Here is an 18,297-nt window from a genome sequence, read left to right on the forward strand (position 1 = left end):
TGCCTTCTCCCCGAGTCAGTTCTCGAGGAGTGTTTATTTTTGGTCAAGTGGTGCTGCTAGCAACCGTGCCAGATTGCTTACATTCGGTGCTACCATACAACTGAAATGATTCCCGGCGATTTCTGTCACTTCTAGTTCGCCCAGACAAACATCTCTCCAGAAATCAAGGGTCGTTTCATCGGTGCGCGGCAAGAACAAAAACGGCTCGCTTGCCAGTAAGAAACGGATGTTCCCCATGTACGGTGGAGGTGTAAAGCGGGCAGCCTTAAAACTTTGACGAAAGACCTTGCACAAACCTTCCGCCATCTCAACCGGCATTTGCTCTCCAGTAGATTGGGCAATTGCATCGACATAAGCCGTGAAGCGTTCTCTCCTGTCGAGCGCGGATAGCCTGTGAAACAGGTCGCCTACCTTGTCAAGCCCTTTATCCCCACCAATAGTGCATGCAGAGCCTTGCGGAATGCGATTGCCATCCCTTTCGATAAGTTGCATGACGCCCCGTGCCAAATCACCTTGATCAATTCCGCCAAAACCAGCCTGTTCCAACGTAATATTCAGATTGTGAACAAAGAGTGTTTCAATCAGCAGATCATCATCGACATCCGTAAGAATCGGAGGAATGTCAATCAAAACCAGGTCGGCGAGATGGATTCCTCGCTCAACAAGGCGTCTGGCCACTTCGATTGCAATCAGGCCGCCTAAGGAATATCCGATGAGCTGTATCTGCCTATGACCGCTTTTCAGCAGGCACTCAGCATAATCATCCGCAACCGTTTCAATTAGCTCGGACGGTTCAAGCGCGCAATATTGCTCAATATCCGCGATTGTAATTCCCACTACGCTCCCCAAATTCTGTGCTTTCAGCTGTTCCAGAAGCGGACGAAAACTGTCCATTGTACCTAAGACAGCGTGAAACACAACTCTCAGCGGTCCTGCCTCCCCGCCTCCAAACGGAATAAGCACAGCATTGCTTGACTTGCTTTGAACTTTGGGCCAAGAGACTTCCGGACTGCGTTCCGTTTCCTGTCTACGCGAACGTATGAATTCTGCAAGTGCAGCCACGGTCGGATAGTTCAGCATTTGTCTAAGCAAAGCATCAAAAGGGATTCCTTCCTGTGTTGGGTCCTCAGCCAGTTTGTCACGTAGCTTTCCGGCTACTTGCGCCATGATGAGTGAGTCAGCCCCATGTTTGTAAAAGCTTTGAGATCTACCAATTCCAGGGATTCCTAATGCTTCCGCCCAAATTTGGGCAAGCTGCTCTTCCAGCATGTCCTGCCCGTCCTCGTCCGTTTCTGCTGCGGTATTCTGTACGGGCGATGCGGGGCGCCATTTTGCCAACTCGCGCCGGTCAACCTTGCCATTTCCGGTCAGCGGTAGAGCATCTACTATTTGCAGATGGGAAGGAAGCATATAGGCAGGCAGATGCAAGGAAAGGAAGGTTTCCAGCTCTTCGGCTCTTACCGGCACCCTGTCCTGCTTAAAGCGCTTAGCAAATAGATGAAAGCCCAGAGAGGTGAGTTTGTCATTTTCTTCTGGTAACGATAAAACGTGTTCCTCTCCCTCTTCCTGTAACAGTTGCATCCATCCCCCGCGGTCCAGGTAGGAAGTCTCTGCCCGCAAAAGATCCCCCGGCTCCATCATCATAAACGCCTGCGAAGCCAGTATCCATAAGTGCTCCACAGTCGGTTCCGTAAATACGAGCCATCCGCCGGGGCAAATGAGTTCTTTCAGCCTATTCATACTTGTCGGAATGTCATGTGCGTTTTCCAATACTCCGGCAGCTAGTACGACATCAAAGCTGTTAGGAGCCAATCCCTGTGCCCGATAATCCTTGTCTACATCAAAAACACCGAAGCGGATATTCGGATATTGTCCAAAACGGGATTTAGCTCCCGGAATGAAAAAGGCTGCAACATCTGTAAATACATATTCAATATCAAAGCCTTCCAACGCTTTTAACACGTTCTCTGTCGTTGCACCAGTACCCGCACCGACTTCCAAAATCCGCAAGGTCTTGCCCGACTGCTGCTGGGCAATGCGTTGCAAAAGTGTGCACATGCACTGATTGAGATAGTTGGCCATGACATGATCAACATACAAGGAGCGAACATGGTCGAGCTTGCCCTCAGGGAATAACAGGGAAACAGCATCCTGCTGACCACTTAGTAGTTCCGGTAGCTTTTCCGCATTTTTTCGCACATAGGCGGTGAAGCCCGCTGTTTGAAGCATGTTCGTCCACGCTGTCTCTGCCTGTGCCCAATATTCGTCTACCGTCTTATCGTCTTGTAGTATCGAGCAACTGAACTGTTTTGCAGGGTGCTCATGTAGCATGCCAGCTTCCGTCAGCTTTGCGACCCAACGTCGAACCAGCCAGTGATAGTTGGAAAGAATTTTATCGGATTGCAGTATGTCTTCCATAGTATATTTTTCACTATTGGTAAAGAAGTCTAGCTTTTGTAGTGCATATAACATGGAGTGGAGCACTGCTTGATCAAGGTCTGCCATTGCTGACTCGATTTCCGCTCTACTCAGTCGATCTGCTACAGCGCTGGCTTGTTCGCCGATCCCATTTACCAGCATCGTAAATTCCGCTTTTTCTGCTTCAGGGTTCCGATCTTTTTGGCGGTCGGTTTCCACAACGCCCAACAGGATGTGTTCATCGCTCGTACCATCCAGCACAACACCAGCTGCGGCGACGGCAGGATGCTTAAGCAAGGCCGACTCGATTTCACCTAGTTCGATTCGATGTCCTCTGATTTTGACTTGGTTATCTTCACGACCAAGAAACTCGATTTCGCCACCAGGGGTGTAACGGCCTAAATCTCCTGTGCGATAAAGCCGCTCTCCATCCGCATGGTGCAGCAAAAATCGCTCCTGAGTGAGTGCCTGATCCCCCACATAGCCCTCGGCCAAGCCATGTCCAGTAATATACAGCTCTCCGGTTACCCACACAGGGCAATCGCGCATCTGCGAATCCAGAACACGGAATCCCTGATTTGCGAGCGGCAGACCGTAAGGAATACTGTGCCAGTCCGCCTCAAGACCTTTGTATATATGATAAATCGACCAGATGGAGGCTTCAGTGGCACCGCCTAGACTGACAACCTGTACAGAAGGCAGGCGCTTTTGCATCATGTCTGGCAGTGTCAGAGGAATCCAATCTCCGGAAAGCAAGGACAGACGCAATTTTGGTACATTTAAGCTGGGCTCGGAATCTAAATAAGTGACCAGCATTTGCATCAAGGCCGGTACCGAATTCCACACGGTAATCCCATGCTCAACCATTAGCTGAGCCCAATGAGATGGGTCGGTCTGTCGATCGGCACTCGGATAAACCAATGCGCCACCAACGGACAGCGGACCAAAGATATCATAGACGGACAGATCAAAACTCAGTTGGGCAAGCCCCAGCACCCGGTCTTCTCTGTTGACGATAAAGCGGCGATTCAAGTCCACAATGGTGTTGGCTGCTGCGCGGTGGCTGATGACGACTCCCTTCGGCTGCCCTGTGGAACCAGAGGTGTAAATGATATAAGCAGGTAAGTCCGGATTTCCCGCAGACAGGATCAACTTATCCTGATGTGGCTCTACTTTATCCACTTCAATTGTTTGTACGTTATTTGCCCATTTGAATTGTATGGTCGACACCGTCAAGACAAAGCGGACGTTCGCTTGCTCCAGCATAGCCTGACGACGCAATTCCGGTTGCTTCTTGTCAAGCGGGACGTAAACGGCTCCAGCAAACAAAGCACCCAACACCGCTGTAACTTGATGTGCGCATTTGTCCATCACGATAGCAACGCGGTCTTGATCCTCGCAGCCGAGCTCTTTTAGTTTGTTAGCCACAACTGCAGCACGTTTCACCAGCTCCCCGTATGAAACCTGCCCTTCGCTGTCAAACACGGCAGGGCGGTCTGGAGCCGCCATTGCTTGCTTCAGTACCTGCTGGTGCAAGCAATGATCCGGCAAGGTAGCCGCTGTCTCGTTGATACCGTGCCGCTCTGCAATCTGCCAGGCAGGCAAAGCAATCACATCCCCTGCCTCCCAGACTTGCTCGGTTCTAGCCAATGCATGGAGCAATTCTGCAAAGGCATCAAACATGTCGTCAATCATTTGATCAGGGAAAACGCCCTCTCGCACATCCCAGTTAACCTGTAGCCCGGCTGAACTGTCCATGGCCTGACAATCAATGAAAACCTGTGGTGTCTGGCTGATGCCGTACCCGGCGATTTCACCTGTCAACTGACTACCCTCCGCCGGTTCAACTAGTCCGATCGCACTGGTAAACACTACAGGCATCAAAGCGGCTTCACGCCCTCGTCTGCGAGCCACCTCCCGCATAACCTCTACTCCAGAAAACAAGCGATGATCCAAATCTTCAAATAACTGTTTTTGAATGGTACGTGCCCGTTCTTGGAAGGAACGCTCCGCATCCCAATCTACCGCAAGCAAATTGACCGATGTAAAATCGCCGACAATGTCATGGACCTGTTCATGTAATGGCTGCCGGTTCAATAACGTCAGATTTAGACAAAACGCCCTGCTTCTACTCCATCGCTCAATCACAGCTGCATAAGCAGTCATTACAGCAGTTGTTGGCGTCAATCCCCGTTTTTGGGCACGTTGCTTGAACGAATCCCATGCGGTTTTATCCAGCCGGATAAAGCGACGACGAAAGCGTGCCTCACCTGATTTGGCTTGCTGTCTGGCTAAAGGCAGATCTGGAGCCGCAGGCAAAATATCCATTCGTTGTTGCCAATACTCTTTATCTCTGAAATACGTCGTAGTTTCCTTTAAGCTGCGTTCGGCGAGCAGATAATCGCGGAACGTAAGGGACAGTTCGGGCAACGTCTGTCCTGACTCCTTGTAGAGCGTCTCAAATTCAGACAAGAGTAGCCAGATACTCGCCCAATCCGCGATAAGAAATTCCATGGATACATGGAGCACAGCACGGTCATTCATTTTAGTCAAGCCAATATCAAACAAGGGCCAACGAGCTGTATCGTAAATACGATGCCCCATTTTTTCACGAATTTCCCCAAGTCTGGCTTCTGCCTCCTGCTTATGTAAGCCGCTTGTGTCTGTATAAGTCACTTCCAAGTGCGGCACGTTCGCCATCACGCACTGCTCTCCATTCTGATCAATCGTTGACCGTAGCATATCATGGCGAGCTATGAGCAGGTTCCAAGCCTCTTGTGTTCGCTTATGATCGAGCTTGGGATAGTCTAATTCCAGGTAGATGTGGCACGCCACACCTCCATAGCCAAACAAGTCATGCCGCCCCAGCAAGTAAGCTGACTGCACATCTGTCAGCGGAAAAGGTTCAAACCGGGCTTTTGGATCAGGTATGACCGTCAACGATCGGGTTTCGGCACTCAATAGAGCCAAAATTTCCACTTTATGCTCTTTTAGCGCTTGTAAATCACCAGCTGCAAGCGTTCCTTTGGGTGCCCTGTAGCGCAGACTCCCATTTTCTTCCCATAGAAAAATTCCTTCATTTCGAAGACGCGTCAGCAACCGGGCACAATTCGTCTTGATGTTTTGGGGCATATGTACACACTCCTATTTTTTGAGCTTAGCCATTTCGTTACGGATTGATTTCGCTACTGCACATGCTACTGCACGTCAGCATCCGCTTCCTTCCTTACAACAAACAGTTTTTGTCCAAGAGGAGCGAGCGGGTGCTCTTCATTTGGTAGTACTACAAACTCCTTGGCGCCTGCACGCTGTATTACATCAGTCCACTGCTGGACAGACATGAAGGTGGATTGCGTATTTTTTCGATCGTCCTCGGGAGGAGTCATCATGAAGGCCTGTGAAATGAGCATTTCCACAAATTCCCTAGTAGGCTCCGTGATGACCAACCATCCCCCCGGGGCAAGGCTTTGCATGAGATTGTTCATAACCTGATCCGTGTCGCGAGCATTGTTAAGCATGCCTGCCGCAATCACGATATCGACGCTTCCGGGTGTCAATCCCTGCGTAAACAGATCTTTGTCAATATCGACAGTCTGGAAACGCATCCAAGGGTAATCTTTGAAGCGTTCGCGAGCTGTTGATAGGAAAAAGTGAGACACATCTGTGTACAGATACTCCAGGTTCAACTGCTTAGAAACAGATGCTTTCAGTCTCTCCACAACCACATCGGTAGTTGCTCCTGTCCCTGCGCCTACCTCCAGAATGCGGAGGGACACTTTCGAGGTAGCCGACAAAGAAGAGGAGGTAGCTTGTTTTATAGCAGCGATCCGCATCACCGCTTCCGCTACCGACTTGTTCAAATACCGCGCCATAAGCGTATCCCGATACAGAGCATTAGCAACATTCATGCGGCCCTCGGGAAATAATAGCAGTGCGGCCTGCTGGCTATCATTTATCAGTTCCGGAAGCTTGTCTGCATTAGCCATGAGATAGTCGATGACAATCGGAGAGCCTAGTTTCCCGTTCCATGCTTTCTTAACTGAATCCCAACGACGCTGTACCTCGTCTGCTGTCATCCGAATCGCACATTGATACTCCCTACCGGACTGTGCTAGATAACCTCGCTCCGTCAATATCTGTAGCCAGCGCATAATGACAGGCTGATGACGTGGCGCTACCTTCACAGCAGAGAAAATATCGTCCTCACTGTATCCATGTTCCGGTGTTGTCAGCGCTCCTAGTGATTGCAAAGCAAACAGCATGGAAGACAAAGCTGCTTCATCCAATCGCTCGACGCACATTCTCACCAACCCGGCATCAATCCCTCTCAGTTCTCCCTCGGCATATGCAGTGCAAGCAAATACATTGTTTTTCACCTCAGGATCGGTTGCCGAATCAGTATGATCGCATAAATCTTCCGTTATGCTCAGGGCCGCTTTTTGTAAAGACTCTATTGATAACGGTTGATGACTGCTGTTGGAGCGTAACACCGGATATCCCAATGCCTGGGTCCAATCTTGCCACTGACGAGAGCACAAAAGCTCCTGCTGCGCTTGCGTATCCATAGCGGATTTGTTGACTTGTCCCAAAATCATGTCTCGCATTGCTACCAAATCCTTACCGATTGCCCGCGGCCATTGTGTCATGAGAATATCCTTATAGCTGGTAGGCTCTGCTGGCCCCAGTATTTGCGTGCTATTCTCAAGCATGTGTGCTGGCGGTGCCTCTGCCAGCTCACCATGAATATTCGAAAGATCTGGAACATGCAAACGTGGCTGCCACACAACAGGACCATGCGTATCTGTGAGTGACAAGCTACCGCCTGCCACACCAATCGTCACTCGGTGCAGTAAATGAAGATGGTTGTCTGGATCGTTCGGGTCGACCTCATTATGGGCCCGCAACGTAATCGGAATTTTTCCAAGTAGGCCGGTTATTACTTGAAACGGCCCCTCATCCTTGAGAACATGACTGATTTTCCATGGACGAATACTAGGCAATGCTTCTTGCAATATATGCATGAGCGGGAAAGAAACCTGAGTGGCACACACAGCATCAATGTAGAGCGCTGGTTGTTGTTCCAGCATTGTGCGGGCGCACGCAACAAAACGACGCACAGCAGGCAGATGCACGTAGAGATCACCTGTCTTGAAATTTACCCCCTGTTGCCGTGCCAGCTTCAGGCAAAGAGCCAGATCTTTGTGATGAATCGGCTGCTCAGAAATGACATGAATGTTGCGGGCAAGCAGTTTAAGCGACATCTCGGTGCCATTGCCGCCCATGACTGTGGAGCGTAATACGACGCAAGCAAGGTCAATGTCGGCAGGAAGTTGCTCAACATCTGTGTACAACGGAATTCCGTAACGTTCTGCGCAATTTTGGGAGCGCTCACTGCCCTTTGCCAATATACCTACCAATTCAAACTGTTCCGGCAATGCCTTTACAGCCTCAAGGTAGAACTGTCCAAATCGGGAACCACATACCACGGTACGCAACCTACGATTCTCTGTCATATGCCACCTCTATTTTATTTCGATTAATGAATGCGTAAGGTCAATCGTCTGCTTACGTAAAGCACCGATCAATCTAGTCGCCGATACGCCTTCTGACACAAAGAAGCAACCTGATTCCTTACTTCTGTCCTCCGCGATCAAGCGAGCTACCGTTCCGGCAATGATGCCCGATAACCGATTCCAGTCCCCCCGATACAGGAGAGTTGATACCAACCGCATTTTTTTGCCGTTTCGGTTTCCGGTGGCAATCAGATGGAACATGGTGAAATCCTCCACACCCTGCTTCTTTGCACTGAACTGCTCAACCAGCCGTTTAGCTGACGCCTTTTTCTCTTCTTCGGTTTTGTATTGCTGCAAAGCCTTGATCATCACAAATTGATTCAAAACAGAATTGTTTTGATAACTGTTGTAAAAGTAAGCAGATGATATTTTCTTTTGTTTTGCCATTTGGCTGAATTCCTGGGTTAAGACCGGATAAGTGTCACGTTTGCCTGCCGGAAGTGGCAGTTCATAATTCCGATGAAACGAACCGTCTATTTTTTTTGCTTCACCTTGCTTGCAATAGGTCATTCCCAAACCGGTATCTTCCTCAATGCTACACACAATATCGTAGGCTGCATTTAAGGAAAAATCGCCCTGACCTGCAAAAAACAATTCAAGAAAATCGATCTCTTCCAACTCGTTTTCAGCGATGTAAGCCGGGAAGATTTCCGATAACCCGGGGTAAACCCCTGCAGAGATAAGAAACAGCAGTCCTTTCTCTTTGATCTCGTGCTGTCTCTTTAGCAGTTGGCGGTAAAGATGCTCATCTCCAGAAACATCTACATAATGGACTGCATGTTCGATGCATGCAGAAGCTACGGTATCGACAATTTGTTTGGAAGGCCCAGCACAATTGATGACAATGTCGCAGGGGCTACAAAAGCGATGAAGCTGCTCCTCGTTATAAACATCTACATGGAGGCATTCGATCCTCGCTTCCATCTCTTTAAAAGACTCGCAAAGATTATCTGGATTTCTGCCCCCTAGCACAACATGATGGTTCGTAAAAGCAAGAATGGTCTGAACGGCTTCTCTGCCTACGATTCCACTAGCTCCCAGGATACCAATCGTTTTTTTATCCAGTGTTCTCTCCCCCTTCTAAGCCTGTTTCCTGCGCCAGCCTCCAAAGAGAAGACAAGGCTGACGTTTGCCATAAAGTCGCGATTCCCTTGTTCATTCTCCTTGAAGACAACGCAGTTCCGTTCTAGTTAATCAAATGGTTCCCTCGTCATAATTTGCTTCAAGCTGTTCTGTTGCTGAAGCACTCGTGTCGATGAACCCGGCAAGCATGCAAATCGTGGAATACTCAAAAAGACTTTGCATAGACAATTCAATCTGATATCGCTCTTTCAGGAGATTGATGCATTGAATGGCACGTAACGAATCCCCGCCCCGTGCAAAGAAACCGTCATGTATTCCGATAGAGTTACAATGAAGCACCTCTTCCCAAACACTCGCTATTTTGATTTCTGTCTCGGTGGAAGGTGCGACATGCGCTTTTTTCGGCAAGCTCTCCCTCTTCCCTCCGAGTTTCGCAAGTGCCTTACGGTCTACTTTCCCATTGGCCGAAAGAGGTAGCTTATCAAGCAGCACATACTCGGTTGGCACCATGTAATCAGGTAGCATTTTCTGCATGGCATCGGACAATTTTTCCGGTCTAAACACCCTAACCGTTTCAGGTGCTTGTGCCACGATTAGGTGCCGGTCGAATTTTTCTGCGACCTGACCGTTTTGCGGGAATGCCAGCACGTTTGAAAAGCCCTGTTTTTCCAATACCTCGCACCATTGATCTGCCGCTAGTAAAGGAAGATAATTCGCCTTCCGCTCATCCTCTAGATGACTGAATCCATCTTCGAAAAACCCGACAGTGGTCAGCATAAGGCGGCTGTTCCGAGTTGACTCTACCAGAAACAGAACTCCACCGGGTGCCAGCATTCCTTTCAGGTACTCAAGTGTCATGTTCAGATTTCGGGTGCGGTGCAGAGTATTATCCGCAACAATCACATCGAAATAATGCGGCTCATAGCCTTGCCAAAGCGGCGCTGTATTCATGTCAAACAGACCGTATTCAAGCGGTGCCTTCTCTCCCCATGCCTGCCTTGCCCTGTCTGTAAAAAAGGAGGACTCGTCGGCATATATGTATCGGGCACGATCCGCAGGTAAAGCGGACACAAGCGTTTGTGTCAAATTACCGGCCCGTGTGCCGATCTCTAGCACCCGCAACTCTTTATCAGGTGGATAGCTGCTCACTAAAGTGCCGAACACCTCTTTAGCAAGATTGCTGTAATACTCCCGCGTAAAGTCAAACCTGCTCAAGCCTGCCGGTGTCAAAGAAGCATCTTCCGCAAAGAAAAGCTCAAGTGGATCAAGCTTGCCTGTTAATAAACTGATAAACAGTGGATAGTCTCGTAAAAAACCGTCTTCAAGAGCCTGTACCGCTTCCGAACCCCCAGATGAAACCGATAGTATGCCTTCCTGTGTGAATGTAGGCAGTTCTTCGCTTAGCAAACGAAGATTCCGGTATATACCGCCCTCATTTTTTTCGAGTATCCCTTCTTCCACAAGTACATCCAGCCAGTGAAGAAGTAAGGTCTTGTAACGAGGATGAATCTGAAAACGTTGCATCAGCTCATCAAGGGAATAGCTCCCACCTTCATCCGAGAACATCCCCATGGCATCCAGCGTGCGGCACATGTAGGCAGTGCTTACACGATCTGCTTCATGGAGGAACTTTGTGATTGCGTCAGCATCGACGGAAGCAGGAAGTTTAGATGCCTGTAGCTGACCGGCACTGCTAATTGCCTGCCAGCGTGATGCGCAAACAGACGGATCTACCTGCTCGGTTTCCAACAGCTCAGCTCCCATTTGCTGGTCAAGCACCACATACCCCACCAAGCGCTTCTCCTCGCTTGATTCGTCCGGCACTGCAACGACAGCGTTCTTTATCCCATCATGACGCTTCAGTGCCGTTTCAACCTCTCCTAGTTCAATCCGATGGCCACGAATTTTCACCTGAAAGTCTTCTCGACCGAGAAACTCCAGATTGCCGTCCGGCAAGTAACGGCCCAAATCGCCTGTATGATAGAGACGTTCACCTGTTCGAGGATGCAGGATAAACTTGTCATTGGTCTTGCTTTCATCTTGCCAGTAGCCTTTAGCAAGGCCAATTCCACCGATATAAAGCTGCCCCGGCACCCATACGGGACAATCTTCCATCCATTCGTTAAGCACGTAGAAGCGCTGATTGACCATCGGGCGACCATACGGAATGCTCTTCCAACTCGGGTCAATGTCTTCGATCGGATACAGGTTCGACCAGATCGACGCCTCCGTGGCTCCTCCCAAACCGATCACCTGTACATTCGGAAAATAAGCCTTGATCTTGTCCGGCAAATCCAATGGAATCCAGTCACCGCTCAACAGGACCAGACGCAGAGATTGTGGTAGTTCTAGGTTTCGTCCAGAAGCGTACTCGATCAGCATCTGCATCAGTGCCGGAACCGTGTTCCAAACCGTCACTTGCTCCTGCTTCATCCATTCAATCCAGTGAGCAGGATCTTTTGCTTTATCCGCCTCCGGCATGATGATCGTTCCACCTGCTGCAAGCATGCCGAAAATGTCATACACCGATAGATCAAAATTCAGATTGGAGAGGGCCAGTACCCGGTCTTTTGGTCCTACAGAAAAACGTTGGTTCACATCTTCAATGGTGTTAACAGCTCCTCGATGGTCGATCATAACCCCTTTTGGCAAGCCTGTTGACCCTGAGGTGTAAATCACGTAGGCCAAATCATCCAGCTGCTCTGCAAGCGGCAGTAAGCTCATTGCCTCATCCCTTGCTGTCATCTGATCTACTATCAGTCGTTCAACATTCTCAGGCCAGTTCAATTGCTCGTCCAGCCAAGACTGAGTAAGTACGATGCGGATTTGCCCGTCACGCAGAAGCTGTGAACGGCGCGCTTCAGGATGCGCTGGATCGATCGGCAGATAAGCTGCTCCGGACTTCAGAATTCCAAGCGTTGCCACAACCTGCTCCCAGCCTTTCTCCATTACGACGGCAACCAGTGTATTGGGCTTGGCTCCCATTTTCCGCAACAAATTGCCTATTTCATCAGCAGAGAGAGACAGCTCTTCATAGGTCAATGTTCGATTAGTAGAAATGATGGCTGGATGATTCGATTGCTGAACAGCTTGTTTTGTAAATAATCTTGTAAGCGTTTCTGAAGATACAGGTACTTCTGTATCGTTGGCCTCAGTCCTTGCTTCTAGACGTGGGACAGCTATAAGGCTAGGCATCTCTTTCTTCCATACTGCATCATCATCGGTCAGTCGCTGTAGCAATTGGCAATAGGCACTAAACATGTCGGCAAGCATTCCCTCAGGGAAAAGCCCTTCGACCGCATCCCAAATCAAGAGCAGTTCCTCGTCTTGCTCCACCACTTGATGGTCCAGCCATACTTGCGGTGTTTGTGTAATGTTATACACGAGCTTGCCCAGCCACTTTCCGTCGGATTCGGTTCCGCTCCACTGGTCGACACCTAGTGCGCTCGTAAAGACAACCGGCATCGTCACACCATGATGCTCCCCAGTTTGTTTAGACAATTCGCGTTGCACCTGGACACCCCCAACATAAGGGTGATCCAAATCTCTCCAAAGCTGTTGCTGCAAATTCCGGCCCCGTTCCAGCATTGTCTTTCCTTCCGAAAGCTCCACAGCTAGCAAGGTCAACGTGGTGAAATCCCCTACGATATCATTGACTTGTGCGTGCAGAGGCAGTCGGTTAAATTGTGTCAGGTTAATGGTAAAGCGGGAGCTCTTACTCCAAGCACCAAGCGTTTCAGCATAAGCTGTCAGCAGAATTCCCGATGGCGTAAGCCCAACCTCCGCCGTCCGTTTTTTAAGCTTCTGCCATGTTTGTTTAGACAACCTTGCTTCCAAACGACTGAATTGTTGTTCGGAAAGAGACTCTGGATTTTGAGCCAAAGGTAGCTGTGGAGCAGGGGGCAATTCTGGCAAACGGGTAATCCAATAGTCGAGATCGCGTTGATACAGCTCAGATGCTTTAAGCTCTTCCAAGGCAAGAACATAATCGCGGAATGACAGGTCTAGTGTAGCCAATGGTGCATCCGGCTCATGATAGAGCCTAGTCCATTCGCTCAGGAGATGGAACATGCTCCACCCGTCAAAAATCAGGTTATCAAAGCTGATATGAAGGCGAACGTGCTCTTCTCCAAAGCGGGATGCCCGTACGTCAAACAAAGGCCACACGTCTGTAGATAGCACCTGGTGTGACATCTCTTCCCGAATCCGTTTCAATTCGGACTCGACCTCTTCAGGAGCCTTGCCTCGCAAATCATTGACATTAATCTGATAATCAGGAACATTCTCCAAAATTCGCTGGCGCCAGCCATCCGGCATGATGACCGCCCGCATCATTTCGTGGTGATCAATAAGTCGCTGCCAGGCACGGTTGATCCGCTCAAGATCTAAATTCTGTCCTTCAATCTCGAAATAGCAATGGGTGGAGACATTGCCCAATGCATAAAGGCCACTTCGACCGACCCAGTACGCTTGCTGGATATCGGTCATTGGGAAAGGCTGGTTCCGATCCTGTAAAGCCGGTATGATTTGAGGCAAGCTTTCCGTAGGCTCGTCATACTTCCCTTTCTGTTCCATAAGCGTCTGGACTTGCTCAGCCATCCCTGCAATGGTAGGCTTTTCAAAAATCCGGCCCAATGACAGCTCCACCTCAAACTTGCTACGTACCAGCGCACTTAGTCTGGTAGCCAAGAGCGAATCGCCGCCCAATTCAAAATAGTTATCAGCAATACCTACACGTTCCATTCCAAAAAGCTGGCACCAGATCGCCGCAAGAGCTGTTTCGATCGGCGTCCTCGGAGCTGTATAGGCTTTTTCCTCTTTTGCCTTGATCAGCTTGTCAGGAGTCGGCAGTGCTTGCCGATCCACCTTACCATTAGAAGTGAGTGGCATTTCACTCAGTAGGATGAAAGCAGACGGAACCATGTAATCAGGCAACTTTTGGTTTAAAAAACCAGATAGCTTAACCGGATTGAATTGTGTAACCTGATGCGGTGCCTGCGCAACGATTACATGCTGACCAAAAACACTGGCCGGATCATCCTGCTCCGGGAAGGAAGCAACTTGCGCGAATGTTTGCGACTGCAATAATTGTTGCCACTTTTCAACCGATAGGAGCGGACGCTGTTCTGCATGTCTTTCGTCTTCAAAATAGATAAATCCGTCTTCAAGGAACCCTGTACTTACTTGCTGCAAACGGCTATTACGAGTCATTTCCAGCAAAATCAGCAAGCCTCCAGGGGCGAGAAGGGATTGCATATGTAAAAGAGCCGTTCCGATATTCCGCGCACGATGCAGGGAATCCGCAGCGATAATAACGTCATAGTGGTGTGCATCATAGCCTTGAGCCAGTGGATTCTGGTCGATATCCAACAACTGGTAGTGCACAAACGGATACTCTTTGAATCTGGTTTTAGCCGCATTCATAAAGAAGGTCGAGTTGTCCGTGCACGTATAAAGAGTCTCATCAGAGCTCAGTAAAGGTAGTAATGACTCGGTTAGCGCTCCGCTCCTCGCGCCGATTTCCAGGATGCGCAACGGTTCCGATTTGGCTTGCAGACCATGTTGGAGACCTTCGATGATGGACCGCGCAATACTGTCTCTGTGCATTGTGCCAGGGAGTGCTTGCATCAGATCATTTGGAGTCAAACATAGCTCATCTGAAAAGAAATAGGCCAGCGGGTCAAGCTCTCCTGTCAAAAGCGCGACATTGGCGTCGTCCATTTGCTGCAAATAGCGCAATAGTGCTTGTGCATGCTGCTCCCATGCAGGAGGCGCCTTGCTTTCCAGCGGCTTTTCGAGCAATTCTTCCGGTATCGTGCGAACGATAACAAATGTATCCGATGCGTCTATTCTGGCAAATCCTTCGTCAGCTAATATCTGAAGCCACTGTCGGATCAACTCGCGGTAACGCGGCTGAATACTGCAACACTGCATCAGGGCATCGAGCGTGTAGCTTTGGTTTTGCTGCAAATCTACCCCTGCTTGTTTCAGCGCACGGCAAATATAACGAACGCCAAGACGCTCTATATATGCCCAAAACACAGGAAAATCTTCCGGACTGATCTCATCGGGTCGCTCCTGTCCGCGTCCCGCCTTCATCAGGGCATCCCAGAGCACTTCGCTCTGTTTCAGATCAGCGCTTACGCTGTCATACAGGAATGATTCGTTTTCACGTTCAGGAACCACATAGCCGATCAGATGCTTGTTTTCCCGCGAATCGCCTACAGCGGTGACGACTGCATCACGTACACCCGGATGCTGCTTCATTGCCGTTTCGATCTCGCCTAGCTCAATGCGGTGTCCTCTGATTTTGACCTGAAAATCCTGACGCCCGAGAAATTCAATTGTGCCATCAGGCCAATATCTCCCCAGATCACCGGTTCGATACCAACGGGAACCATTCCAATTGACAAAACGTTCTGCGGTAAGCACCGGATCACCCCGATAGCCTAGTGCGACACCAGCTCCTCCAATCCATAGTTCGCCCGCTACCCAGTCGGGGCAATCCCTTCCTTTTCCATCCACAACCCGATAAGCCTGGTTGGTTAGCGGGCGTCCATAAGGAATCGATGTCCAATGTGAAGGTAGAGGTAATGTAACATCAAAGAAATTAGACCAGATGGAAGCCTCTGTGGCTCCCCCCATCGCAACCAGCTGGCTGTGTGCGGCCACACGTTTTAGACGTGACGGCAAATCAAGGCCAATCCAATCCCCAGAAAGCATCGTCTGGCGAATCGATAAACTGTCGTACTGTCCGCTCTCCGCAGCAATCAGCAGCATATCGAGCAGTACTGGCACGGAGTTCCATAGTGTGACCTGATACTTGTCAACCAGCTTTACCCAATGTACAGCATCACGACGTGTCTCTTCGGTAATCAGCACAAGAGAGCCGCCAACGCTCAGCAATCCGAATATGTCATAAACAGAAAGATCAAAATCGAGAGAGGAAACCGATAAGATCCGATCAGCTGGACCAACCTGATAGCGCCTATTGATGTCAGCGATGGTATTCCATGCTCCGGAATGGCTGATTTCAACCCCTTTTGGTTCACCCGTGGAACCCGAAGTAAAGATGATATAAGCGAGACTATCCCAAGAAATGGATACAGGTTCAGTCAAGGGAACTATGTTCTGTACATCTGCGATCGACAAGACAACGGCGTCGTCAGGCCAATCTAAGGTTTGAGCACATTCATCATCGGTAAGCACGTAACGAATGCCCGCTTTTTTATGGATTCGCTCGCGCCGGGTAGCCGGCTGTCCGGTGCCGATCGGGACATAGCAGCCCCCAAGTACAACTATGCCAAGCACCGCGGCGATTTGTTCGATCCCCCGCGGCATGCTGACGGCAACAGGGTCACCCTTTTTTATTCCCTGTTCCTTAAGGAATGCCGCCACCTGCAACGAGTACCTAGATAGTTCGCCATACGAAATATAAGTATGTGTATGACTATCAATCAGCGCCGTTTCTTGCGGATTTGTAGCAGCATAAGCAAAGAATGCGCTATGCAGGCATTGACTCGGTTGTGGAAGTGACGATTCGTCATCCTTGTTCTGTCTTTGCTGCTCCAGAGTAGGAAGAAGCTCCGGTGTAGCTTGCCAGTCATTGTCCTGGGCCACTAGCCAGTCCATGAGTTGGCCAAAGGCGGCAAACATTTGGTCGATCATACCGTCCGGGAACAGCTGATCGACGGAATCCCACGCCAGCAATAGGCCACCATCCATTTCATAAGACTGAAAATCAAGCCATACCTGAGGAGTTTGCGAGATCATATAGGAGAGCTGTCCTAAAGTCTGACGGCATTCCTCATTGATCAGCGGAGTACCTAAATTGCATGCGAAAACAACAGGGGCAAAATCCCGCTCTCCTTGGCGGACACACGCCAGATCACGTTGAAGCTGTACCCCGGAATAAGCTGCATGTGCGACATCCTGATGAAACTGTGCTTGGACCATTCGCACACGATCCAGAAAAGTTTGAGGGTTACGCAAATCAACGGCAAGCAAGAGCAGGTTGGTAAAATCAGCAACAACATCTTCAATGCCAGCGTCCCCCGTTTGGCGATCAAACAATGGGATATTGATGAGGAACTGCGAATGGGTGCTCCATCGGTCAAGAATTTCCGCATATGCCGTTAACAGTACCATCGCCGGCGTGACCCTTTGAGCTGCGGATCGTTTTTGCAAAAGCATCCAATCCGCTTCTTTCACGAAATAATTCCTTCTTGTAAAAACAGGGGCCTTAATCATTTCCGGCTTTTCCTTCAGCGGCAAGCCAGGAGCACCTGGTAGCGTTGACAGCTTGTCCTGCCAATAATGAGCGGCTTTTTGTCTGTCTGAGACCCGATGTTGTGTCTCATGTTTGAGATAGTTGGCAAAGCTCCAGTGAACAGGTGCTGTTGGCTGGCAACCACGTGCATAAGCTGCTGCCAGATCTCGTAAAAGAATGTGCAAGCTTTGCACGTCAGCGACAAGCAAATCAATATCAAAATGGAGTCTGGTACGGCCAGCCGGCAACAAGCTCAGCTCCAAACCAGCTACCTCTCCCTCTTCCACCTTCAGACGACGATGTGACAGCCGGGTGCGTATGCTCTCCAGCTTTTGGGTCAGCTCGTCCTCAGAATTTAAACGCAAGTCATGAACGGGCACCGTTTTTGTAAAAGGAGTGCTCAGCACCTCTTGCTGTCCATCAGCCAGAAATCTTGCCCGAAGCATCGGATGGTGCATTAGTAACTGTCCCCACGCGGCTTCTAGACGCCCTTGCTCCACGCCCTTGCCATCAATCTCCAGATAGGCATGGCATCCAACTCCGCCCAGCGGTTGATCATCTCGACGTCCAATCCAATAGGCATATTGCACATCCGTAAGCGGAAAGGGACTATTCGCGTCCTCTTGTGCTTGGCTTGCTATATTATTTTCCTCCACTAGCGAAGGCTCTGGACTGTTTTTTTGCAAGAACGTCCACCAATCACTCAAGCGAGGGGCAACAATTAGCTCGGCAAACGTAGCCTTCACGCCTTCCTTTCGCCATTTGTTGACCATCCTCATCATTTGCAACGAATCCAAGCCCAGCTCGATCAGATTCTGATCATCAGCAAACTCGACAGGTGCAGGCAGCATGGCCTGAATCTGCCCCCGCACCTCTTCATAGCTCAATGAGGAGACGGGGCTTGCGGATTGGTTGTCATTTAGCAGATGTTTCATTACAGTTACCACCTTTCCA

At 49.7% G+C, this 18,297-nt stretch carries 4 protein-coding genes; all 4 read right to left on the reverse strand.

Annotated features, from left to right (window positions below; genetic code table 11):
• Positions 1-33: 33 nt before the first annotated feature.
• Entirely contained in the window at positions 34-5,550 is a 5,517-nt protein-coding gene (locus EEL30_19325; GenBank protein QDX94244.1) for an amino acid adenylation domain-containing protein, read from the reverse strand.
• A gap of 65 nt (positions 5,551-5,615) precedes the next feature.
• Positions 5,616-7,931, reverse strand: coding sequence for a methyltransferase (locus EEL30_19330; protein ID QDX94245.1), 2,316 nt, complete (start codon positions 7,929-7,931; stop codon positions 5,616-5,618).
• A gap of 9 nt (positions 7,932-7,940) precedes the next feature.
• On the reverse strand, positions 7,941-9,056 hold the full coding sequence (locus EEL30_19335) for a saccharopine dehydrogenase (GenBank protein QDX94246.1): 1,116 nt from the start codon (positions 9,054-9,056) through the stop codon (positions 7,941-7,943).
• Between the two features lie 129 nt (positions 9,057-9,185).
• Positions 9,186-18,278 (reverse strand): amino acid adenylation domain-containing protein, encoded by a 9,093-nt coding sequence (locus tag EEL30_19340; GenBank protein QDX94247.1) that lies wholly within the window; start codon positions 18,276-18,278, stop codon positions 9,186-9,188.
• Between the last annotated feature and the right edge of the window lie 19 nt (positions 18,279-18,297).

It is taken from the genome of Brevibacillus laterosporus (assembly GCA_007833815.1).
In the GTDB taxonomy this organism is placed as follows: domain Bacteria; phylum Bacillota; class Bacilli; order Brevibacillales; family Brevibacillaceae; genus Brevibacillus_B; species Brevibacillus_B laterosporus_D.